This window comes from Bacteroides sedimenti, from assembly GCF_040365225.1.
Taxonomy (GTDB): Bacteria; Bacteroidota; Bacteroidia; order Bacteroidales; family Bacteroidaceae; genus Bacteroides; species Bacteroides sedimenti.
In genome coordinates this window covers 1,884,015-1,907,567 of record NZ_AP028055.1, presented here as the reverse complement: position 1 = coordinate 1,907,567, position 23,553 = coordinate 1,884,015, and the positions used below count along the sequence as shown (strand labels likewise).

16 protein-coding genes and 1 pseudogene are annotated in these 23,553 nt (G+C 37.4%); 12 read left to right on the top strand and 5 right to left on the bottom strand.

Annotation, left to right across the window (positions count from 1 at the left end):
* Positions 1-11: 11 nt before the first annotated feature.
* The 3 genes from ABWU87_RS07740 to ABWU87_RS07730 form a co-directional block, all read right to left on the bottom strand.
* Positions 12-1,490, bottom strand: a complete 1,479-nt coding sequence (locus ABWU87_RS07740; RefSeq protein ID WP_353329595.1) for a TolC family protein — start codon at positions 1,488-1,490, stop codon at positions 12-14.
* A complete protein-coding gene (locus ABWU87_RS07735; protein WP_353329593.1) occupies positions 1,480-5,358 on the bottom strand; it encodes an efflux RND transporter permease subunit in 3,879 nt (1,292 codons plus the stop codon). The genes ABWU87_RS07740 and ABWU87_RS07735 overlap by 11 nt, the downstream gene beginning before the upstream one ends.
* Before the next feature lie 296 nt (positions 5,359-5,654).
* Positions 5,655-6,269, bottom strand: a complete 615-nt coding sequence (locus ABWU87_RS07730) for a class I SAM-dependent methyltransferase (RefSeq protein ID WP_353329591.1) — start codon at positions 6,267-6,269, stop codon at positions 5,655-5,657.
* A gap of 202 nt (positions 6,270-6,471) precedes the next feature.
* On the opposite strand from ABWU87_RS07730, the gene ABWU87_RS07725 reads away from it, so the two are divergent.
* The 6 genes and pseudogenes from ABWU87_RS07725 to ABWU87_RS07695 all read left to right on the top strand — a co-directional run bounded on the left by ABWU87_RS07725 (position 6,472) and on the right by ABWU87_RS07695 (position 13,174).
* Positions 6,472-7,179 (top strand): FadR/GntR family transcriptional regulator, encoded by a 708-nt coding sequence (locus tag ABWU87_RS07725; RefSeq protein ID WP_353329589.1) that lies wholly within the window; start codon positions 6,472-6,474, stop codon positions 7,177-7,179.
* A 138-nt stretch (positions 7,180-7,317) separates the two neighbouring features.
* The gene (locus tag ABWU87_RS07720) at positions 7,318-8,229 is read left to right on the top strand and encodes a dihydrodipicolinate synthase family protein (RefSeq protein ID WP_353329588.1); all 912 of its coding nucleotides are present in this window, start codon (positions 7,318-7,320) and stop codon (positions 8,227-8,229) included.
* 53 nt (positions 8,230-8,282) lie between these two features.
* The gene (locus tag ABWU87_RS07715; protein WP_353329586.1) at positions 8,283-9,455 is read left to right on the top strand and encodes a sialidase family protein; all 1,173 of its coding nucleotides are present in this window, start codon (positions 8,283-8,285) and stop codon (positions 9,453-9,455) included.
* Between the two features lie 298 nt (positions 9,456-9,753).
* Positions 9,754-10,779 (top strand): annotated as a pseudogene (locus ABWU87_RS07710) (WG repeat-containing protein); the annotation flags it as partial.
* Between the two features lie 887 nt (positions 10,780-11,666).
* Entirely contained in the window at positions 11,667-12,470 is an 804-nt protein-coding gene (locus ABWU87_RS07700) for a hypothetical protein (RefSeq protein ID WP_353329584.1), read from the top strand.
* Between the two features lie 410 nt (positions 12,471-12,880).
* Positions 12,881-13,174 carry a DUF2726 domain-containing protein gene (locus ABWU87_RS07695; protein WP_353329582.1) on the top strand — a complete coding sequence of 98 codons (294 nt, stop codon included), beginning with the start codon at positions 12,881-12,883 and terminating at the stop codon, positions 13,172-13,174.
* Between the two features lie 55 nt (positions 13,175-13,229).
* Here ABWU87_RS07695 and ABWU87_RS07690 read toward each other — a convergent pair whose 3' ends face one another.
* Positions 13,230-13,601 (bottom strand): hypothetical protein, encoded by a 372-nt coding sequence (locus ABWU87_RS07690; protein ID WP_353329581.1) that lies wholly within the window; start codon positions 13,599-13,601, stop codon positions 13,230-13,232.
* Positions 13,602-13,913: 312 nt separating this feature from the next.
* Between ABWU87_RS07690 and ABWU87_RS07685 the strand changes: the two genes are divergently transcribed.
* The 5 genes from ABWU87_RS07685 (at position 13,914) to ABWU87_RS07665 (ending at position 21,402) form a co-directional block, all read left to right on the top strand.
* Positions 13,914-14,174 carry a RagB/SusD family nutrient uptake outer membrane protein gene (locus tag ABWU87_RS07685; RefSeq protein ID WP_353329579.1) on the top strand — a complete coding sequence of 87 codons (261 nt, stop codon included), beginning with the start codon at positions 13,914-13,916 and terminating at the stop codon, positions 14,172-14,174.
* 684 nt (positions 14,175-14,858) lie between these two features.
* Positions 14,859-17,087, top strand: coding sequence for an N-6 DNA methylase (locus ABWU87_RS07680; RefSeq protein WP_353329577.1), 2,229 nt, complete (start codon positions 14,859-14,861; stop codon positions 17,085-17,087).
* Positions 17,084-18,421, top strand: a complete 1,338-nt coding sequence (locus tag ABWU87_RS07675; protein ID WP_353329575.1) for a restriction endonuclease subunit S — start codon at positions 17,084-17,086, stop codon at positions 18,419-18,421. Before ABWU87_RS07680 ends, ABWU87_RS07675 begins: the two co-directional genes overlap by 4 nt.
* Before the next feature lies 1 nt (position 18,422).
* Complete coding sequence (locus tag ABWU87_RS07670) at positions 18,423-20,324, top strand: hypothetical protein (protein ID WP_353329573.1); 1,902 nt, start codon at positions 18,423-18,425, stop codon at positions 20,322-20,324.
* A gap of 1 nt (position 20,325) precedes the next feature.
* On the top strand, positions 20,326-21,402 hold the full coding sequence (locus ABWU87_RS07665; protein WP_353329571.1) for a hypothetical protein: 1,077 nt from the start codon (positions 20,326-20,328) through the stop codon (positions 21,400-21,402).
* 164 nt (positions 21,403-21,566) lie between these two features.
* Here ABWU87_RS07665 and ABWU87_RS07660 read toward each other — a convergent pair whose 3' ends face one another.
* Positions 21,567-21,830 (bottom strand): hypothetical protein, encoded by a 264-nt coding sequence (locus ABWU87_RS07660; RefSeq protein ID WP_353329569.1) that lies wholly within the window; start codon positions 21,828-21,830, stop codon positions 21,567-21,569.
* Between the two features lie 252 nt (positions 21,831-22,082).
* Between ABWU87_RS07660 and ABWU87_RS07655 the strand changes: the two genes are divergently transcribed.
* Positions 22,083-23,360, top strand: a complete 1,278-nt coding sequence (locus ABWU87_RS07655) for a hypothetical protein (RefSeq protein ID WP_353329567.1) — start codon at positions 22,083-22,085, stop codon at positions 23,358-23,360.
* Positions 23,361-23,553: the final 193 nt, after the last annotated feature.

Sequence of the window (23,553 nt, the reverse complement as noted above, 5' to 3'; positions counted from 1 at the left end):
CATACCTCTTATTATTTATTTAAAATAAAATCACTTCTTGCAATTATTTTCTCAAACTCGGCTACTGCAGTATTGTATTCAACAACCGTTTCAACCTGCTTTAAACTGTAACCCAGCAGTTCCCGCTGCACTTGCAGCACATCAGTTAAGCTTACACTTGATGCGGCAAATTCACGGAGCATCAGTTCCAACGTGGTTTGTGTAAGCAGGCGTTGTTTCTGATAAAGAGCCATTTTCCTTGATGCATCAACAATTCGTAGATTTATAGCCACGAAGCTGGCCTCCAACTCATTCTGAATGTTTTGATATTGCAGTTCGGCTGACTGCTTCATTAGTTTACTCTCCTTAATCTGTGCTTTGTACTTTTTCCTATAAATGGGTAAGGTAAACTTAACCATGGGCATTATCATATCCATGCCGTTCATGTTATCCATAGTGCTCATGCTGTTCATATCTACCGGTTTTTTGCCATTTATCATGTACTCCACTCCAATCCCTATCATGGGGTATCCCATTTTTTTTGCCATTTCTCCTTTGGCTTCGTAAGAGGCACTTTCAGCTTTCCACATTGCAAGCATCGGATTCTGAGCAACCACAGTTACCCAGGCTGCAGAGTCATTTGCTATAAACGGTTTTTGCATTAAACTGTCGGGAATAATAACAGCTGTAGCAGACGAACGTCCCAGTAAAGCATTGAAAGATGCCAAAGTTGCTGTATACTGCGACTGCGTTGTTTCCAGTGTGTTTTCCAGCTCGGCTCTCTCAATCTGGATACGTAGAACGTCAGACATACTGCCATTACTACCACTCATGGAAGATGAAGACATGTTTCCTCCCATTGATGCCGGTGTGGAAGAGGATGTTGCACTTACGGATGAAGCTCCTCCCATTCCAGCCATTCCTCCGCTTGTGGAGACCGACATACCCGGTGAGGCCTGAGCTGCAGCCGAAGAGCCCGGTGAATAGGCCGAAGAACCAATAGAACCGCCTTTTACACCAGGAGATTTGTACCTGTACGTAGCAATCTCTTCCAATGATTTCAGCAGTTTAATATTCTCTCTTATATTTGTGAGTCTAGCCTGAATACTGTTTAGCTGATACCATTGAGACTGAACATTAAAAATTACGTCCAAACTGCTTTCCCTGAATTTTTCGTATGAAGCTTTTGCCATCCACGACATTTCCGATTTGGCAGCTTTCAACGTTCCGAACCAGGGAAACATCTGCATCAGGCTCAATGTTCCTATCTCTTTGCCATTTACCTGTTCCATTGGTTTCAGATAAAAGCTGAACCCCAGTTCAGGGTCCGGCAAAGCACCTGCCGGAATCACACGTTGCAGAGAGGCCTGGTAAGCAACAAAATCAGCGTGAACCTTTGGGTTGTTTTTAATAGCTTGTTGCACGTAGACGGCAAGACTGTCCTGTGCCCAGAGTTGGCTGTTGCCTGCCACCAGCAACATAACCAGTAAGCAAACATATTTAAAATTCATTTTCCTTTTCATCTGATTTTCTTGAATAGTTAGTTTCAATCTGTTCGGGCAGCCGGTTGCGTTTAACCGCGTTTTCTCTCCACCAGCACTGAAGCACGGGAACTACGAACATGGTCATGGTCTGAATCAGCATTCCACCGAAAGTAGGAATTGCCATTGGCACCATGATATCTGAACCCTTTCCGGTTGAAGTCAGCACCGGAAGCAAAGCAATTAAAGTTGCTGCAGTTGTCATCGAAGCCGCTCGTACTCTTCTTAATCCGGCTTTTACTACTGCTTCACGAATTTCCTTCTTATCGGTAGGCTTTTCATCAAGAAACATCTGATGAATATAGGTTCCCATCAAAACACCATCATTCGTTGCAATGCCAAAGAGAGCAATGAATCCTACCCATACCGCCACACTCAGGTTAATGGTGTGCATCTGAAACATATCACGTATATTCATGCCGGCTACACTAAAGTTCATGAACCACTCCTGCCCGTATAGCCAGATAAGAATAAAACCACCGGCGAATGCTACAAATACACCCGAGAAGTGAATGAACGATGCTGTTACAGATTTGAAACGGAAATAGAGAATCAGCAATATCAGGATCAAGCTTACAGGTATCACTATCAGCAACCGGTTTGTGGCTCGTACCTGTTGTTCATAGTTTCCTGCAAATTTGTATGTCACACCTTTCGGCAGTACAATTTTTCCTTCCTTAATCTTGTTCTCCAATAATTTCTGAGCTTCGTTTACCACATCCACCTCCGCTTTATCAGATAGTTTGTCAAAGATTACATATCCCATCAAAAAAGTGTTTTCACTCTGTATCATCTGAGCCCCTTTGGCATAGTTGATGTCAGCCAGTTCATTGAGAGGAACCTGTGCACCGTTGGAAATAGGTACCAGTATCTTCCCCAGTGATTCCGGGTTATCCCTCAGTTCCCTGGCATAACGTATGCGGATAGGGAAACGCTCGCGCCCTTCCACAGAAGTAGATAGTTTCATTCCACCTACGGCTGTACCGATAATCTCCTGTAAATCGGAGACCTTAACACCATATCGTGCCATTTTTTCTCTGTTCAGCCTTATTTCCAGATAAGGAGCGCCTACCGCACGGTCATAAAAAACAGACGCCGGCAGTATGGAAGGAACCTCTTTTAATGTCCGTTCCATTATCTTCCCCGCTTTTTCAATCGATTCCAGGTCCGGTCCGTATATTTTCAATCCCATAGGAGCCCTCATTCCGGTAGAAAGCATCACCATCCTAGTAGCAATAGGCTGAAGTTTCGGTGCAGATGTAAGACCTGGAATATGGGTAACTTTCTCAATTTCATTCCAGATATCATTTTTAGTCTTAATTTCCGGACGCCATTGGCGGTAATATTCTCCATATCTATAAGGTATCATGCTGTCTATCGGAATAATGCGGAATTCCTTTTCGGGGTCGTATGTTTTACCTCCGAGAAGCATAAACCTCCCTTTTCTGTCAACCTTAAACCTTTTCCGCTGACCATTTTCATCAAGCATATACTCCGGACGATAATTGATTGTATTCTCATACATTTGAATAGGGGCGGGGTCGAGTGCCGAATTTACACGTCCCCATTTGCCTACCGCCAATTCCACTTCTGGAATCTTCTTCAGTCTTTTGTCCAATATCTCAATATTATTCAGATTTTGTTCCACCCCCGAATGAGGCATACTGGTGGGCATCAGCAGGTAAGAACCTTCGTCTAGGGCAGGCATAAATTCTTTTCCAATGCCAGGAAACTTATTGCAGGCATTACTCCAGAGTTTTGTCTTCCTGAAATCATTCCAGCCGACTGTTTCAAATCCTTTGGCCACAAAACCAAAAGTTCTGTCGAATCCCATCCATATCACCGAGCCAAAGAGCAAAGTAAAAATGGGAATCGTCATAAATTTCCACCTGTGGGCCAGGCACCAACGAAGTATCCGCTCGTAATATATAACCAACGACCAGAGCATTGCCAGGATTACTGCCACGATGCCTGTCACGAATAACATATTGAGCAGAATTCCGTTCTGAGGTCCCAAAGGAAGCCATTCGGATGATAAAAAATAGACAGCCGTCAGCAGTGTAATTCCAATGTTTATGTAATCAGGATATCTCTTTTGAGCTGGTTTCCATTTCCAGGCAAGCAGGTTATTTATTCCAATGGCGGTCAATGCCAGTGCCGGAATCACTCCGCTAAAGGCAAACAGCAATACACCGGTTATAATCAGCAGAATATTGGCTGCTTTGCGATAGCCATGCCTGGGTATATTCAATGAGAATATCCAGTAAGCTAATGTGGGGAGTAAAATCAACCCCAGAACAAAAGCCGATGCCAGTGCAAAAGTTTTGGTATATGCCAGCGGATGAAACATCTTACCCTCCTGAGCCTGCATGGCAAATACCGGGATAAAGCTTATGATGGTAGTCAGCATCGCAGTACTGATTGCTCCTGAAACCTCCGTTACAGAACCATAAATCAGTGATTCCAGGTGTTTTCCTTTTGTTTTCCCTTTGTTTTCAGGGAAATCAAGATGCCTCACCACATTCTCCATAAAGACCACCCCCACATCGACCATTACACCAATGGCAATAGCGATGCCGGAGAGTGCCACGATATTGGCCTCAATATCCAGATTGCGCATAATGATGAAGGTGCTTAATACTGCCAACGGTAGTATGCCGGCTATAACGATGGATGCCCGTAGGTTTACAACCAGTACTATTACTACAATAATGCAGATGAGAATTTCGTGATTCAATGCACTCTCCAACGTGCCAATTGTCTCCTTAATAAGTTGGGTGCGGTCATAGAAAGGAACCACCGTAACTTTAGATACTCTTCCGTCTGGCAATACTTTCTGGGGCATTCCGGCTGCCGTCTCATTTATTTTAGCCTTTACGTTATTAATCACATCCATCGGGTTCGAACCATACCTGGCTACTACAACAGCACCAACCGCTTCCATACCTTCCTTGTCCAGTCCACCGCGACGGGTAGCCGGGCCATAGTTCACTATTGCCACATCCTTTATCCTTACCGGAACCCCATTGCGCGAAGTGATGGCAGCATTCTCCAGATCGGTAAGATTTTTGATATAGCCCAGTCCCCGAATCAGGTATTCCACCTTATTGATTTCGATGGTTTCAGCACCTATATCCAGATTGCTTTTTTTAACCGCATCCATCACGTCCATCACAGAAATACCAAACGAACGCATAGCCTCCGGATTCAGGTCCACCTGAAACTCCTTCACATAGCCTCCTGCAGATGCAACCTCAGATACACCTTCAGCGCTTGATAAAGCGTACTTCACATAATAATCCTGAATGGTGCGCAACTCTTGCGGGTCCCATCCCCCGGTAGGTTTTCCAGTCTTGGGGTCTCTACCCTCCAGCGTGTACCAGAATATTTGCCCCAGTGCCGTAGCATCAGGTCCCAAAGTAGGCTGAACTCCTTCGGGCAGTGTTCCAGCAGGCAACGAGTTCAGCTTTTCAAGTATACGTGAACGACTCCAATAAAACTCCACATTGTCACTGAAGATAATATAGATAAACGACATTCCAAACATGGAGGTGCTCCGTATGGTTTTTACTCCCGGAATGCCTAGCAACGAAGTTGTTAACGGATAAGTAATCTGGTCCTGAATATCCTTTGGAGATCTGCCCATCCATTCGGTTGCAACAATCTGCTGATTATCGCCTACATCCGGAATGGCATCCACAGCCACAGGATCTCGTGGAAGTAAACCACCGTGCCAGTTAAACGGAGCGGCAGCCAGTCCCCAGACTATGATAACAACCAATATCACAGATGTAATAATCCTGTTTTCAAGAAAATATTTTATTATTCTTTTTTGCATATTTCTTGTAATTTATGGAACCCGGGAGTCATCGGTTTAACCGGTGTAACTCATGGGCAAACCAATTGTAAATTTCAAGATGCCAGCAAATTATAATTCATATATAAAATACAAACAGCTTTTCGCTAAAAGTGTTTTACTATAACCTGTATTATAGCTATTTATACAGTGAAACCAGATGCTGGAAATATTATATGCAACAAATTCTGTCTATTTATTGTTTATCTCTGTTGTGATCGTTTTAATGTTTTATGCTTGCAATATAAACAGCCTATTATTTCGGATAGGTTGATAACTTACGGTTTTTCCGCAATCATCAAAAACACCGGATATTCACGCACTATATCTCCGGTTGCCTTTTTCATGATGAAACACTGCTCTGTGGTAGTATGAACAAATCCTTTTTTCAGTAAACGCGCTTTCAGTTGCTCCACATCAAATCCGTTATGTCCGGTAAAACCTTCGCCATGAAAAGAGCCATCTTCAGCGTATAGATCGGCAATGAAAAGTAATCCTCCCGGATTGAGAATTCTGTAAAATCTCTCCAGTACCAAATCAATATCCGATACATGGTGCATAGCCATCTGAGTAAAGATGCAGTCAAATGAACCGAAGTTGTATTCTGTTTGCTCCAGATTAAAGAGCACAGGTTTCAGGTGTGCCGACTTGCTCGCAGCCACTTTCTCCTGAATCACCTTTATCATCTCCGGAGAGTTGTCCATAAGGGTAATCTCCTCAAATAGGTCCGATAGCATAAAACTCAGAATTCCGGTGCCGGCTCCATATTCCAGCGCTTTCATCCCTTTTCTTGCAGGTATCCCTTTTAACATTCTGTCTGCTATCGCTTTCGATCGTTCCCAGTGAACCGATTCCTTGTCCCATCCCCTGGCTTTGCTGTCAAATTCGCTCATATCCCGTTGTCTCTTTGATTGCTTTTTATTTAAGTATGCAATGTTACTAAATTCTGTTGAATCTGAATTCTATGGTGTGATATTTTTCGAGTATTCTATTTTAATTAAAAACAAATAATCCGCTTATATTTTTGTTTGTTAAAGCTATGTGTTTATATTTGTAGTACAAATAGGATAATTTAATAATAATGATATTTAAAGAATGAATTTTGATATTGATACCCGAACAGTTACACTTGTGGATAAGGTTGAATCATCTATATTGGATTATATAAAAAAGAATGAATTGCGACCGGGCAATTCACTTCCAAATGAGATTGAACTGGCAATAGAATTAGGAATAAGTCGCAACGTTTTGCGCGAAGCATTAAGCCGACTGAGAATGCTGGGCATAATTCAGTCGCGAACCAAACGTGGGATTATTATACAGGAGCCCTCGCTTCTTACCGGTTTTGAAAGAGCTGTCGAACCTTATCTCCTAAGCGAAAATACGGTTGTTGAGATGATGGGAATGCGAATAATAATTGAAAACGGGCTTGTCGATTTCTTATTCGAAAATTTAACCGATCAACATATCCTCGAATTGGAATCCATAGTTTATTCGCAGGAATCTAAATTGTACCCTTTGACTGTAGAACAGGAAACGGTATTTCATAAAAAAATATATGAGATAACCGGGAATAACTTCATGGTTCAGTTTCAACAGATTATCCAGCCTGTTCTTGAGGTTGCCAACAAAGATTATCAGAGCAGTTTTGCTCCTGTTAACGAACGATTACTTAAAGAGGGACGAATGGTAACCCACAAAGAATTGTTCCTTTTTATTAAGAACAGAGACTTGGAAGGGTATCGTAATGCCATTAAACTCCACTTGTTGCCGTATATAGAATTTGTAAAGAGCAGATCGTGAAAAGAGGATACCTAGATTTTGACTCTTTTGAGAAACCGGAAGTTTGAAGCAGATTTCTCACACAAATATATTTCAGAAAACTAACAAACCAGGGATATGAAAATCCCTTTTATATCTAATTATTTAAAATTAAAAAAGATGGAAAAGATTCAAGGGTTGATTGCCGCTGCATTTACCCCATTTCATGAAGATGGTTCTTTGAACCTCAACATGATACCAGTTATTGTTGATAAGTTGGTAAACGACGGATTAAAAGGTGTATTCGTATGTGGCAGTAACGGAGAAGGCCCAAATATGACTACTGAAGAGAGGATGTTGGTTACAGAAGCATTTGTAAAAGCAGCGAATGGTCGATTAATGATAATCGTGCATGTTGGACATAGCAGTATTGCCGAATCAAGAAAATTGGCAGCCCATGCCGCAGCAGTTGGAGCTGATGCCTTCTCTTCGGTTGCCGCTTTTTATTTTAAGCCCACTTCGGTCGAGACCTTGGCAAACTGTATGGCTCAGATTGCAAGTGCCGCACCCGACCTACCTTTTTATTATTATCACATACCCACACTTACAGGAGTAGGAATGGATATGGTTGAATTCCTGAAATATGCAGGTACCTTAATTCCTAACCTTGCAGGAATAAAATATACCTCATCTACCATTCATGAATATCAATCTTGTCTGGAATTTGAGCATGGGAAGTTTGATGTACTGTTTGGTTTTGATGAACTGCTGTTGCCGGCTTTGTCAATCGGTGCCCAAGGAGCAATCGGAAGCACATATTGTTTTGCTGCTCCTCAATATCTGAAAACAATAGAGGTATTTAAGCAGAGAGATACAGAGGCAGCCAGAAAGCAACATGCTTTCATGGTAGAAGTGATCCGTATTTTTGCGCGCTATCCTTCTGTACCTGCACAGAAAGCTATTATGAAAATGTTAGGGTGGGATATGGGACCTTGCAGACTTCCGTTGGTTACTTTAAGCAAGGAGCAATACGATAAATTAAACATGGAACTAGCTGAAATTTCATTTTTCGAAAAGGTTCAAGGAGCATAGAGATTGGGATTATCCCGATGAAAAGGAGCATAAAACAAAATTAATAAATACCAATGAAAAAGATAATTATAGCAGCAATTGCGCTTTTGAGTTGCCTGACCATGCATGCGCAGCAAAAATTTGTGCCGGTATTTGTCTCCGGAACAGATGGATATAAGAGTTTTCGAATACCGGCAATAGTAAGTTTACCCAACGGCAGTTTACTCGCCTTTTGTGAAGGCAGAGTAAATGGGTCCGGTGATTACGGTAATATTGATATTGTGATGAAACGCAGCATCGATAAGGGAAAAACGTGGTCGGCCCTTCAGGTTGTGGCAGACTATGGAAACCTTCAGTTGTGCAACCCGGCACCGGTTGTAGATCTGAGCGATCCGCTTTACCCAAAAGGAAGGATTTTCCTTTTTTATAATACCGGCAACAACCACGAAGGCGAAATTCTCAATGGCAAAGGCATTAAATACTGCATGTACAAAACATCGGTCGACGGAGGAAACACCTGGTCAGATCCGGTCGACATAACCGAGCAGGTACATCGCCCTAATCAGCCTTCCGTCAATCCCATATATAATTTCAAGGAAGATTGGCGGTATTATGCCAATACCCCCGGGCATGCCATGCAGTTTCAGTCAGGAAAGTATAAGGGACGGATTTTTGTTGCTGCCAATCATAGCGCCGGCAATCCGCAAAAAGGGGCGGGGCACTATGTTGCCCATGGTTATTACTCCGATGATCATGGAAAAACATTCAAGTTAGGCAACAGCTTAAACTTACCCGGTAGTAATGAATCAATGGCTGTTGAACTTTCCGGCAGTCGGTTAATGATGAACAGTCGCAACCAGCGGGGAGATGTTAGAGCCCGGATCGTTTCCATCAGCAGTGATGGCGGAGCCAGTTGGGATAGCACCTATTTCGACCACAAACTGATTGACCCTGTTTGCCAGGGAAGCATCCTTAACGTGGGCGAGAAGAAAGGAAAGAATATCCTGGCTTTTTGCAATGCCGCCGATGTTAAGGAGAGAAACAACCTCACACTTCGCATCAGTTTCGATGAAGGCAACACATGGACCAAAAGCATCCCGGTGTATAAAGGACAATCAAACTCCGGGCAAGGATCCGATTTCTCCGCTTATTCCGATTTGGTAACACTAAGCCAAAAGCATGTCGGAATCTTATTCGAGAAGGACGGTTATTCTCAGATTGTATTTACCGAGGTGAAGTGGCGGTGAAGTAAGTTAAATCAGCTCAACCTTCTTCCTTGTAAAAGGAGTCAGTCTGAAAAAAGCATTAAAAGATGTTCCCCGAACTGCTGGGAGTTTATTTCGTTTATCTTCTATCGCGGGGGCGCATCGAACTTGCTTATATCGCTAGGGCGGAGGTGTTGGATAAAACGGAAACTTAAAGGATATACTAAATGAATATCAAAATTATAATTATTTATAAAAAACACAAGTAAATATTTTTATATATGCAGTGCAATTGTTAATTTTGACAACATTAAAAAATAACCTTTAAATATTAATAGATATGAAAACGGGGCCTTTAAAACTTTTGCTAATATTTGTGTGTTTTTTATTGTTACAATCGTGCTCAAAAAAAGAAATTCAATTTGGTTTATACCCGGTTAAAAGCGGTGATAAATGGGGATATGTCGACAAAACGGGCAAGTATATTATAAATCCACAATTTGAATATGCCGATTTCTTCTCAAATGGCTTAGCAGTAGTTGGCATTAAAGGGGAAAATGAAGAGTTGAAATTTGGATATATAGATGAGGACGGCAAATATGTAATTAATCCACAATATAAAAGCGCTTTACGGTTTAAAGAAGATATAGCCTGGGTTGTTAAAGATGGTTCTGCTCCGACAGCAATCAATAGTAAAGGGCAAGAATCTTTTGAATTAAAGGATGCAGAATTAGTTTATTCATATTCAGAAGGATTAGCACTTTTTGTTGTTGAGAAAGATGGGTTATTCAAGGGTGGATTTGTAGATGTGAATGGTAAGATAGTTATTCCTGCAACATATGATAAAATAAGATATTTTTCAAATGGATATGCTGCTGCATCAAATAATAAGAATAAATATGGATTCATTGATAAAAAAGGTGTTCTCGTCATTGGGTATCAATTTGATGATGTCTCAGATTTTGATGTTAATGGCATGGCATGTGTAAAATCAGGAGAGAAATGGGGCGTTATTGATGGAACAGGAAAATATATTATTAATCCTCAATTTTCAGAAATCAGATCTGATGGTGATCTGTTTGTTATTAAACAGAATGAGAAATATGGTTGGTGTGATAATAAGGGTAAAATATTGATTAATCCTCAATTTGATTTTGTTAGTAATTTTGGTGATAATAAATTGGCTTCTGCTCGGATAGGTGAAAAATGGGGATATCTAAACAAAGAAGGAAAATGGATCATTAATCCTCAATTTAAAGAAGCATATAACTTCGTAGGAGATTTAGCTCAGATAAATGCTGAGGGTGGCTATGGATTAGTTGATAAGGAAGGGAAGTATGTTGTAAATCCACAATTTGATGATATGATTATATACAATCCGGAATATATGGATTGTGTGTTATCGGATTTTTTTAATGCAGAGAAGCTGGTTGATGAAATTAAAACAAGGTTGAAAGATGGGAAAGTTGATGGACTTACTGTGGGAGCCGCTCCTTTGTCTTTCATCATGAACAAATATTCAGTTAGCGAATATGATTTACAATCTATCTCCTTAATGTGGGTTAGTGATGCAAATATATCTTTGGCTTTTACCGGAAATTTTCAAAAGAAAGTTTCTGTCGGAGATTCTTATTGGAATTATTCATACAATGTATTCAACCCACAAGCTGTACCCTCAGAATATTATATAAATATTGATTTGTCAAGAGGTAAAGCAAGAAATAAAGGAAAGATTGCATTTGAGGCTTTGGAGAGGTATTTTGGTGGCGTTTCTGGTAAGAAAGATGGTCTGAATTTTGTGTTGAAAGGAGATAATACTACCGTTAATATAATTCTTTCAAAATTAGAGTTGCTCAATATTACGGCTGGTTTTACAGGAGGAAAAAATTCCCCATCAGCAGACTATGCTTTCAGACAAGCAGACTCTATCCGCATAGCTGATTCAATTGCAGCTGCCGAAGCCGCAGCTGCGTCCGAAGCTGCAGCAACTGCCGAAGCCGCAGATGGGACCGAATCCGATATATACAACTAATATCAGAGTTAGATGCAAAAAAGAGGCAACTCTTGTTTTTTGAGTTGCTTCTTTTGTTTGATTTATAGTAAGCATTCGATTAACGCATTCTGATCTGCCTGCATTTGTCGAAGCAATGCTGCTGCAGAAACATTACTATATTTATGGCCGACTCCTGGCATGGAAAAATCGTTCTAGCCTGATTTTAAACTATTTTTATTCTAAAACACAAATATTAGAAAATGGAAAAGAGAGATATTTTACCAATCATATTTGATGTCTGTCATAAAGAAGGATGGACAGTTGAGAAGAACTATAAACGAGAAAATTGGAAAGCTGATGTGATTGTATCTTATTCAAACTATAAAGTAGCTTTCAATATTGGCAAAAGATTTAATACTGTTGAGGAATCCTATTTAGCAATGAGGAAGGAACGAGTATGCGGGTGCTGGCTTGCCCTATCATATGAATCAAGACCATTTTGTAATGAAGACTTAGCTTGCTTTTACCTTGATGAGTCTGATGGTAAGTATTCCGTAAAATTCAATAGTTCATATTATATAGATATAGAAAACTTTGTTTCTTTGTTAGTTAGAGGAAAAATAACCAGGGCAAAAACAATTCAGCCAAAGTTTGTAGACATCTATCTAATACAAAATAAATGCTATAGATGTGGAGCAATAGACAATGTCTATTTCGTTAAAAGGATGATGACAAAAGATGGGGTAATTTTATCAGCAGGAGAGGATTTTGGTAGAGATATTCATTTTAATCCAATACTGGTCCGATTGGTACAAAAACACATTGAAGAGCATCCTGAATTAGGTGTCACCATTGGAGTCATCAAACCTAGATATAGTAAAACCATGGAAGAATCCTACATGTCGTTCGGATGCTCCAAATGCGATAGCATTGTGGGTGATTTTTTTCTAAAAGAATTAATCTTTGATTGCATCTATGATGAGAGCATGAACAACATTGTTAGAATAGATACAGAAGCATCTGTTCTTTCTTTTCCTGTTCATCATTGGCATATTGCCAAATAATAACTTTGTCGCCCAAATGTATTGCTTCAGTTCTCGATTCCAATAAACAATCACTTATAGCTTAATATAACATAAGCCTCCTGTAAAGCACGCTCCATATAATACAAATTCCGCCAACTTTGACAAAGTAGTCTAAAGTTGGCGGAATTTGTTACAAGTTTGTCGGATTTGAAATATTTTTCCAGTATCTTGGAAATAATTTTATGTACCGGTAGTTTTCTCAGGACATCTTTTCCTTCTTGCCGTAATCTTGAATAGATTTCTTCCGAGTCGTATGAGATATACCATATTCACGGCAGATAACATCAGCAGATAAAACTCTATCAAATTGGTTGACTGTTTTTAAGATTTCATTCTCACTGTGTTTTGACTTTTTCATCTATTATTCCTCCTAGACAAATTAATAAGATTTGTCTAATTATAAACAGTCCGATTTAAAGGGAAGCATTCAGCTTCGCGATTTCACCCTCTTAAGCACAGAAGAGGAAAACTTTGCAAAGAACCCTTTGACCCATATTGATTTTCTAATATACAATAAAGTCAGCAAGAAACCCGTACTTGCAATAGAAACAGATGGATATGCATACCACAAAGGCAAAAACGCTGAAGCACAAACAGCTCGCGACCAGTTGAATGATAGCATATTGGCAAAATACGATATTCCTCTTTTAAGATTGGCTACCACAGGCAGTAACGAAAAATAACAGATTGTTAGAGCTCTTAAATCTGAATAAATTTAGTATTAAATCGGTTATATTGCTATTTGTTGAACAGCTTTAGAAATAATCCTCCAAAGAAGTACAAACCTCCAATAATTAACGCAACCCAACAAAATGTGTAGCTTTCTCTTCCATGATTGGCAGCTGCCATGTAAGCTAATCCAGTTATTAATAACCCTCCTATGCACCAAAGAGCGCCACGTATCATATATTTTCTAGCTATTTTTTCTCTTTTTTCCCGTATTGATTTTTGAATACTGTTTACTATCATAGTGGCATTTTCATTTTTTAGCCCCATTGATATTAGAATTGCAATAGTCTCATCTGCGCTTTTTTTCTCATCCTGAATTAGGTAAATTGCATAATCGTAAAATTGTAGAACGCATTCTTCATTTTCTTGTTCGTTTTCCATGGTTGTTATTTGCATGAAGTATTGCTGTCAGCTTCCTTTTTTTAGGATGGTGATTAATTTGGCTGCTAAGTTAATAATTATATTATCAGTTTATACTTTCTTCTGCATTTATTGGATGACACTTTTAATTATAAACTCTTTCATATTGATATATAATGTTTATTATTTATAAGTTATTAAAGTCTTTTCTGTAGAATATATTCAATTGGGTAATCTGTCTGATTAAAATGTCTCCCTTCTCTCCATCATGCCGATACTTCACAATCTTAACGGAAATAATCAATTGAACTGCTTGTTCTATTATGTTAAGGTGTGTGTTTACCTTCTAAGGGCGAAGCAATCAATTTTGTTCGCAGCGAGCGCCGCATCGAGCTGGCCGGCGAAGGACAGCGGTATGTGGACATGCGCCGTTATGGGTCCGTCTATTGTGCCAAGATAATGATTGGCACCACTTATACCCTCAACAAATACATTGTAGTGGATAAGAACTGGAGCCCCAACCTGATGCTGATGCCTATTCCACAAGGTGCACTCGATATGAACTCCAGACTGATTCAGAATACAGGATATTGATTAGTTAATTATCTTTTTAGGAAAGGAGTGTGCCGGGGAGGCACGCTCCTTTTTTTAGAGAAGTTTCGTTATTATGATTTCATACCCATTACAGCAATCTCCCCCAGAAACTGAAAGGCCAAAAGTTGGATGATGAAACTTAATGCTGGTTCCTTCAGTCAATTAATTGTAAAGCAAACAGACAAAACGATAATAAAGTTAAAAACAGCTCAAAACTATCATATAATATGGGAAAGTGGTATATTCCCATATTATGGGATAGGTTGAGGGTGAATACATACTGCATGAGTTTCTATGTTTTCTCATTTGTTTGCCTTTTATTTAATACGATTGCTGGAAGATAGGAGGACTCTCTTGTTCTTACAAACTTAACAGCCATTTCCATACTGGAAAAATTTTTATTAAAAAAAAAATGATATTTATAGCACATTATCCACTATATTTGTAGTGGATAATCATTGTGTTTTTAGTAACATCTTTAATATGAAATTAAATCGAATAAAAGAAGCACTAGAAGAAAAAGGAGTATCTCAAACTTAGTTAGCCAAGAAAATTAAGGGAAGTTTTAGTATGATAAAGGCTTTTCTAGTAATAAAAAATAGCCTCCACATAGAATGCTATGATAGTATAGATATAGGGTGTAAAACCCCTAAAAAGTTATTTTAAAATTGGAAATAGATAAATATGGGATTCAAGATAAAAGGAAATAAAATATTTGCGCCTCTAAAAAATAAAGAGCTGATTTTAACTCCTGAAGAAAAAGTGCGGCAAGAATATATTTGTCGTTTGGTAAATGATTATGGGTTCTCTTTAAAACAAATGGCTCAGGAGGTTCAAGTTAATAATTCTCAACGAGGTCAAGGAAAGGCCAGAGCTGATATTGTTATTTGGAAATCTGAAAAAGATAAAATTGAAGAGTCGAGTGCTGCTATTGTTGTGGAATGTAAAGCAGAACATATTACAATCAGAGAAGAGGATTATTTTCAAGGTTACAATTACGCTTCATGGGCTGGTGCTGACTTTTTTGTTACTACCAATCTGAAAGAAACTCGTATTTTTAAAGTTTTAAAAGGTAAAATTCCGAAACGTTTAGAAGAAATTGTTGATATTCCTAAATCTGAAGATTTAACTAACAGCAAAAAAATAAAAGAACTGTTAGAACAAACGAAAACATTTACACGCGAAGAATTCAGTAAAGTATTGTTTAGATGTCACAGTATCATAAGAAATAACGATAAACTATCTCCAGAAGCCGCTTTTGATGAAATAAGCAAAGTCTTATTCATTAAAATCCGTTACGAACGAGATAACACTGGTGCACAAATTTTTAGTAAAAGTGAATTTGAAAAACTAAAAAAGGCTTTTGGAGCTGTAGCTTCAAAAGATAGTCGTTCATTTTACCAACAGCTTTTTGAAAACACAAAAGAAGATTTTGCAAAAGATGACCTATTTGATGCAACTGATTCGCTAAAAATAAAAGAAGCAAGTTTTGAAGCTATTGTAGAAGAGTTACAGACATACAATCTTTCTCGTACTGCTGATGATGTTAAGGGTATAGCATTTGAAAAATTCTTGGGTAAAACTTTCCGTGGTGAACTCGGACAGTTTTTCACTCCACGTACAGTAGTTAATTTTATGGTTGAAGTACTGGATCCCGGGGAAGGCGAGATTATTTGTGATCCTTGTTGTGGTAGTGGAGGCTTTTTGATTCGAGCGTTTGAATATGTTCGTGAAAAAATTGAAAATGATATACAAAGAGTTAAAGAGCAAATAAAAGAAACTCTGTTTGATGAAGTATACGACAAAGGTAGTGATAAGTACAAACAAGAAATTGAAGAACAGGTTAATAGATATTTTACAATGTTAAATGCGGAATTAGATACTTTGAATGAGAATAGCCGTTTAAAATATCTTTCGCACAACTGTGTTTTTGGGACAGATGCTAATCCCCGAATGGCTCGTACCGCAAAAATGAATATGATAATGCACGGTGACGGACACGGTGGTGTACATCATCATGATGGACTGTTGAATGTTAATGGTGTATTTGAGAATCGTTTTGATGTTATTCTAACTAATCCGCCATTTGGAGCCAGAGTGGAAAAATCTTTAAAAATTACTGATGCTGATCGATTTACCGATGAGACTAAAATTCAATATTATATAGAACGTTATGGAGATGAATATTTGAAGGCATTGTCACAAGTCAATGATAATGTTGGAAAATCAGTTTTAAGTTTATATCACTCTGGGCGATTGAGTGCTTTGACCGAAGTTTTATTTATTGAACGCTGTTTTAAGCTATTAAAGCCAGGAGGAAGACTGGGTATTGTGTTGCCCGAAGGTGTGTTAAATAATACAAACTTGCAGTCTGTTCGAGAATTGTTTGAAGGCATGGCAAAAATCTTATTAATTACATCTATTCCGCAAGATGTTTTTATGGCGTCTGGAGCTACTGTAAAACCAAGTCTTATGTTCTTTAAAAAGTTTACAAATGAAGAACAGCAACAATATAAAGATATTGTACGCAATACGAAAGCAGAAATTGAACAAAAATATGCTACCCGCAAGGTTGAACTTCAAACTTTTATCGATAATAAAGAAAATGATCGTTCCGAAATACGTCATAAAAGAAATGAACTGAAAGAACTTGAAGCACAGATAGAGCAAGAGGTTAAGCCACTTGTAAAAGAACGCTTTGATTACCAGATTCCGATAGCACAGGTTGAGAAAGCTGGTATTACAACGACAGGGGCGGAATGCGATAATGAATTGACTGATCTAAGAGATGAATATGCTTTATATCGTACAGAAAATAAATTGTGGGAATCGGCTTTACATAGATATCAATATAAAGTTGAAAATAATCAATTATTCAAAAAGCTTAATGATAAAGGATGGGTTGCGCTATGATCAATACATCAAAATATATAACTGTTATTCCGTTTAGCGGACTCTTCAATTGGAGTGTTCAGTATTTGAACGAAACTAAAATCTCGTTTAATACTAAATATCCTTTAGTACGTATAGGTGAATTTTTAAAACGAAATAAAACTGCAATCGATATTCAAGATGATTTAATCTATAAACGTGTTACAATAAAAGTTCGAAATGGTGGTGTAGTACAAAGAGATACAGAAATAGGTAGGAATATAGGTACTAAACGGCAGTTTATTGTACACGAAGGGCAATTCATTTTATCAAAAATAGATGCTAGAAATGGGGCGATGGGGATTATTCCTGCAGAATTAGAAGGAGCTGTTGTAACACAAGATTTCTTGCCTTATGATTTGGATAGAGAGAGAATAAACTCTCAATATTTAGTTCTTGTTTCTACAACCAAAGAATTTGTTGATTTTTGTCAAACATGTAGTAGCGGAACAACTAATCGCCAACGAATTGATGAGGCAAAGTTTTTGGATATTAAAATTCCACTCCCAAGTATAGAAGAGCAGAATAAATTAGTTGATGCTTATAATTATCAAATGGATCTCGCAATCGTGCAAGAGGATATCTCTAATACTCTTCAAACTGGTATCAAAACATATATTACTGACAAACTTGGCATATCAAATCAAGGAGATAAATCAATTGAAAAAGGGTTGCATTTTGTAAATTTCTCTCATTTAAGTAAATGGGGGTTAGAACATATTTACGAACGTAATAAAAGTGAGAGCAATTATCCGATTTTTAAGATATCCGATATGTGTAAAATAAGCAGCGGAGGGACTCCTTCAAGAAACAATAGTAAGTTTTACGGAGGTGATATTCCATGGATTAAAACAGGTGAACTACAAAATAATGTACTGTTTGATACTGAAGAAAAAATAACAGAATTTGGAATGCAAAATAGTAGTGCAAAATTATATCCTGTTGGTAGTTTGGTTATAGCAATGTATGGGGCAACCATTGGTAAAACAGCCAAACTTGGAGTTGAATCAACAACAAATCAAGCGTGCGCGGTATTATTCGAAATTGACAATAGCGTAATTTGTACAGATTATCTATGGGAATACATACAGTCTCAAACAGAAAACCTCAAAGCATTAGCCTATGGCAGTGCACAACCAAATTTAAATGCAGGGATAATTGCAAACTACATATTGCCAATACCACCAATGAAAATACAGAATGAAATAGTTGAGCATATTCATGGATTGAAAGCGGAAATCATAACTTTTCGCACCCAAGCAGCAGAGAATCGTGCCCAAGCAATTACAGACTTCGAACAAAAAATATTTCAATAATATGACACGAGAAGAACTTTGTACTATAGCTGAAAAAATACAGACGGATAAGAATCCAGTAACTATGACAAAACGAGCATTTGTCAACGCTTTGGGATTTGAGAAAAGAACCTCTGGAAATGTAATACAGATCAATAATTTCTTAGACAAAAGAAGTCTTGTAACTGTCCCTGATTACCATGATGGTTCAATAGATGATGTAATGGAACTGAGGTTCAAATATGAAATTAAATCTGATAATTTCCAGTTATATTCTTTGCATATTGATAAATATAAGAACCTTATTTCCCTTGACATAGATTTTCAATCGACAAAAAACTATTGTTGTTTAATAGGACTCAATGGTTCAGGTAAGAGCAATGTTATAGAAGCAATAAGTTCTATATTTTTTAGCCTGTATCACATCGCAACATTAAAGGATGGATCCAAAAAATATCCATGTGAATTTAGATACAAAGTTAGTTATATACTTAATAGTAATTATGTCGAAATAGAAGATGGTCGACTACGAAATGGTAATAAATTAACAACCGATATATTGCCAAAAAATATAATACTTTCATATAGTGGTGAGGATACTAGATTATGGCGAAAATGCTATAAGCCTATATATGAAAAATATTGTAATAAATTAACTTCTACTCCTGGGTTTATTCCGCCATTCATGTTTAACATAAGTAAATATCAATGGGAACTATCTCTTCTCGTGTTGCTTTATTCTGAAGATGTTGATGTTTTGAATTTTGTGAATCAAATATCACAAGGAAAACTTTGTAAAATATCATTTGAGTATAAAACAAGCAATATAAAAAAATGGGAAGGACAAGATACTGAAGCTCTTATAGAGAAACTTCGAGAGAGAAGTGTTTATACAATTGAAGAATTCCGTAATACAATAAGCGATATAAGTTTTATTGATCAATCAAGTACATTGTTCTACTATTTATATAAATGCTCAATAGAAAGTGAAAGTCAGGTAATCACAAAAATAAATATAGAGTTTAGTGATAGAGGAAATATAGATGGACTTAGCGAAGGTGAAAAAAAACTGATTATTGCCAATGTCATGATACACATACTTTCTTCTAAAGATAGTTTATGCATGTTTGATGAGCCAGATTCTCATATACATATTACAAGAAAAACGGAATTACTTAAACTTATTGATACAGATAATAGATACAATTTAGTAACGACTCACTCTCCAATATTTGTAGATATAATGAGAAATGAGAATGTAAGACATATTATAAATGGAAAAATTGATATATCAAATAAAGTTGAACAAATATCGGCTTTGTCTGGTGGGTATGTAAACTATTTTGATGGGGCTTTTATATTAGCTGCACCTTTTACTATTATAGTAGAAGGAACATATGATATTAAATATATCAAAAAAGCTATTTGTATACATTCCAATATTAATGCTAAGTATAGGCAATTAGATCAAGTAGCATTCATTCCGATGGGTAGTGCAGGCAATACAGAATCTTTTTTTAATGATGTAATTGTTAATTTACTGCCGAATGCAAAAAAAATAATATATCTTTTTGATTACGATAAAGCTGGTGCAGAAGGATATAAAAAAGTAACGACTTTAAAAACTACATATCAAAAATTAGAACCTGTTTTTTATCAAGAAGATTATTCTTCTGCTTATGTTGCAAATAGTAACATTTCAAGTCCTTATTTTGTAGAAGATTTATTCGATAAGTCGGTTTATGATGATATAATATTGGATATCCATTCCAAAGTTAAATATCGTGAGTATAAATCAATCAATAGGTCAACCAGTGAGAGGATAAAGAATAAAATTGAGTGTGGTTTCAACTCATTTAGTGAAGATAAGTTCAATGGCTTTGTTCCATTATTAGATAAATTACTAGAACTTTTAAATACATAGTATGAATTCACATCTACTAACAAAATACTTAACCGCCTTTAAAAAGTGGTTTAGGTCAAATAAAACTCAAGCAATGAGTGAGCAGCAAGAACGCGAACTTCTTGCCTCAAATATTCAAGAATACTCAAAGGAGTTATTACAGAAAATGTCGGAAAATGAGTTTTTTGACTATATAGCTCCTTTGTGGGCTATGGCTATGTGGGGTAATAAGCATTATCAAATTGACAACATAATAGAAGCTAATGGAATGCCTTTGCTTCGCGAACAATTTGCGAACCTTATTTATGGTTCAGGAAGTATTGAAAAACGATGGGATGAGTTTCGTTCAAAAATAAAAGGTGTAGGTCCTGCTATAATGAGTGAATTACTTTGTAAGACTTATCCCAATAAATATCTCATTTGGAACCGTAAAACATATAATGGATTCACTACCCTCGAAATCTCAAATCTCCCACGATATGAAGCACGCTTAACGGGAAAGGCCTATGAGAGACTGTCGATGCAAGGACGTGAGATTGTGCATATGGCACAAAAAGAAGGTTTTATTGAAGTGAATGATATGTTGACACTAAACACCTTTATTTGGCAAGAGCTACAAGTTCTACCAGAAAAGTATTTCACTTCTGACAAAGCGGAAAATTTATTGTCTAAAAGTGGGAGAGAGGATCTATTTGTCCATAATGATATTCGTGATAAACTTGCAGAAATTGGTAGATGTCTTGGCTTCCGTGCAGAGGTTGAAAAAAAAGTAGCCGATGGAGCCGTTGTTGATACTATTTGGGAAGTAACTATTGGCAATATGGGGCGTGTGATTTATGTATTTGAAGTTCAAACATCTGGATCGATCGATAGTCTTATTCTTAACCTTATGAAGGCAGAAACGAATAAAGCAGTTCAAGGGATTGTGGCCGTTACAGACCAAAAACAGATTGAAAAAATTAAGAAAGAAATCTCTGCCCTTTCAATAAATGGAAAAGTTAAATTTTGGGATTATACAGAGGTGCTAAAGGTACACGAATCACTACAATTTGTAAATGAGTCCATTAATAATTTGGGATTAGTACCATTAGGTTTATAGCTTCATCTATTTTTTTCTGACATAACTTGTTAATATCTATGTGGAACGAAAAGAAATACAAAGAAGCATATGCATATTGGTAGAGCAATTGCTTATCGAATCTCTCAATTAATGAAACAGATTTACGCTCTGCCATCAAGTAAATAATTAGCGAGGCGTATTTTTTAATTGCGATCCTTGCAGGCAGGCACGGTTCTTTGCAGTTTCAGCGATTCGCTGAGTCGCTGGTTCAGGAGGATGACCTCCTGATACATTTTGTGCACCTTTTCAGACAGTTCAAAGTAGTCGGTCTCGAAGCGTGTTACCTGTTCCATCAGGTAGTCGAACTGGCCTTTTACTAGGTTGGTAAACTCTTGCATCTCGCGCACGCTCTTCTTCTTTACTAAGGGTAGCAGTAAGGAGGGCATCTTGATAATCTCGTATGTCATCTAGGTTGGCAGTCAGACTTTGGCTTTTTATATGGTTGCCGTTGAACTCCGTCTATTATATTGCGAAATTATTTACCAATATAACTAGCAATCCTAAAACTTATTTCGCTTTGAAAATAAATATATTACACTATCTTTGTTTGATAATACTATCTAATAACCGGGATAGTGACAAAAAGAAGAACTCATTCTACATGGAAAGGAAATGGCTGGCATCTTGATTCTTCGGTTTAAACATAAAATGATTAATCTATGAAACACGGGATATTCTTTGCGTTGGTACTAATTGTTAATGTCTGCACCGGACGCGCGCAATCTTTATATAAAGATTATAAGTTAAAGGAAGCAAACTTTATCTACCAGGATAGTGCTAATGGGGAAAAGGCTATTGGCGATTATGAACCTACCAGCCTAATCGGGCTGAACGATGGATCTTTGGTGGTGTCAACTCAGTTTAGCATAAGTTTCCCTTCTCAAGATAAAACTCCATTAAAATATGACTCTACCTATTTTGCCAGGAGTAAGGTTTATATGGAAAAATCTCATGTAAGTAGTGGAAGCATTTTTAAACTTAATGGACGTTTTGAAAAGGAATGGGAGATTGTCTTTCGAGACAAGCGAGTTTGTAAGATAAATCTATGTAGCGACAGTACAATTATTGCTGTTGCCGAAAAAGTTGAAATGGATCGGTTTTGGATAGCTAAAATGGATCTATCTGGAAAAGTTATCTGGGAAAAGGAATATCGTAATAATCATGAAGTTTCTGTAGCTGATGTTGTTCTCGATAGTTTAAATAATATATACGTACTGACAGAATCGAACCGAATTATCCCGGTTCAGTTAAAAAGACTTGAGTTTGGGTATAAGCGGCTCGAATTCTTTAAGATGGCTGAAATGGATGATGATCTGTATCTAATAAAAATTTCACCTGAAGGGAAGAAAATATGGACAGCAACTTTAGATAATCGAAAGAATTTTGAAACGTTTGGTTATCGGCTTATTCAGGCGGGGGATAGAATCTATGCCTCTTCCAGTTATGACGGATTTAGAAAAAATATTAAATATGAAGGGAGAAATGTTTTTGAACTAAATACTAAAGGGAGACTCTTGAATAGATATGAAACACTTCATAATAGTCTACTTTTTTTTGAAAATGGGCTGATATCAGGAACAACTTCAGGTGATGGACCTGTAAAAGTATTCAGAAATGTTTTTAAGGACTCTTTGGAGCTTTGTTCAATCAATGCACCAGCGGAAATTAATCATTCTCGCTTCATAAAAGGCATAAATGTTATTGAAAGTAAATATTTGCTTGGTACTTGCAATTATTCTCAGGGTTATTTTTTAATGAAGTTGAATAAGGATTATCTCTGTAAAGAGTATTGGATAGATGAAGAATATAAGGAGTGCAGACCGGTTGATTTTACAGTTTTATCTGATGGCTCAGTTGTTATACTAGGGACCAAATGGATTAAGGTGGATAATTGCTTTCATAATTATACTAATTTGATAAAACTGTCGATAAACTGAATATAACACTTCATATAAAGGCAGTTGAATCGTGGAACGAGATGCCATGCGGTAGAGTGTTGGTTAGGCTTGGCTGGATGCCTTTTTGTTGTTTTTTACTACGTTCTGTAATGGTGTTGTTTTCGGAAGGATATAGATTTGAAATTTACTTAATAAAGCATAGATTTACGCCCCGCCATCACGTAAGTGATCA

Excerpts from the sequence above, each read along its gene's own strand:
- ABWU87_RS07690 (WP_353329581.1), bottom strand. The coding sequence starts at position 13,601 with ATGGAAAACGAACAAGAAAATGAAGAATGCGTTCTACAATTTTACGAT.
- ABWU87_RS07725 (WP_353329589.1), top strand. The coding sequence starts at position 6,472 with ATGAATTTTGATATTGATACCCGAACAGTTACACTTGTGGATAAGGTT.
- ABWU87_RS07715 (WP_353329586.1), top strand. The coding sequence starts at position 8,283 with ATGAAAAAGATAATTATAGCAGCAATTGCGCTTTTGAGTTGCCTGACC.
- ABWU87_RS07740 (WP_353329595.1), bottom strand. The coding sequence starts at position 1,490 with ATGAATTTTAAATATGTTTGCTTACTGGTTATGTTGCTGGTGGCAGGC.
- ABWU87_RS07720 (WP_353329588.1), top strand. The coding sequence starts at position 7,318 with ATGGAAAAGATTCAAGGGTTGATTGCCGCTGCATTTACCCCATTTCAT.
- ABWU87_RS07670 (WP_353329573.1), top strand. The coding sequence starts at position 18,423 with ATGACACGAGAAGAACTTTGTACTATAGCTGAAAAAATACAGACGGAT.
- ABWU87_RS07655 (WP_353329567.1), top strand. The coding sequence starts at position 22,083 with ATGAAACACGGGATATTCTTTGCGTTGGTACTAATTGTTAATGTCTGC.
- ABWU87_RS07660 (WP_353329569.1), bottom strand. The coding sequence starts at position 21,830 with ATGACATACGAGATTATCAAGATGCCCTCCTTACTGCTACCCTTAGTA.
- ABWU87_RS07665 (WP_353329571.1), top strand. The coding sequence starts at position 20,326 with ATGAATTCACATCTACTAACAAAATACTTAACCGCCTTTAAAAAGTGG.
- ABWU87_RS07680 (WP_353329577.1), top strand. The coding sequence starts at position 14,859 with ATGGGATTCAAGATAAAAGGAAATAAAATATTTGCGCCTCTAAAAAAT.
- ABWU87_RS07675 (WP_353329575.1), top strand. The coding sequence starts at position 17,084 with ATGATCAATACATCAAAATATATAACTGTTATTCCGTTTAGCGGACTC.
- ABWU87_RS07730 (WP_353329591.1), bottom strand. The coding sequence starts at position 6,269 with ATGAGCGAATTTGACAGCAAAGCCAGGGGATGGGACAAGGAATCGGTT.
- ABWU87_RS07700 (WP_353329584.1), top strand. The coding sequence starts at position 11,667 with ATGGAAAAGAGAGATATTTTACCAATCATATTTGATGTCTGTCATAAA.
- ABWU87_RS07735 (WP_353329593.1), bottom strand. The coding sequence starts at position 5,358 with ATGCAAAAAAGAATAATAAAATATTTTCTTGAAAACAGGATTATTACA.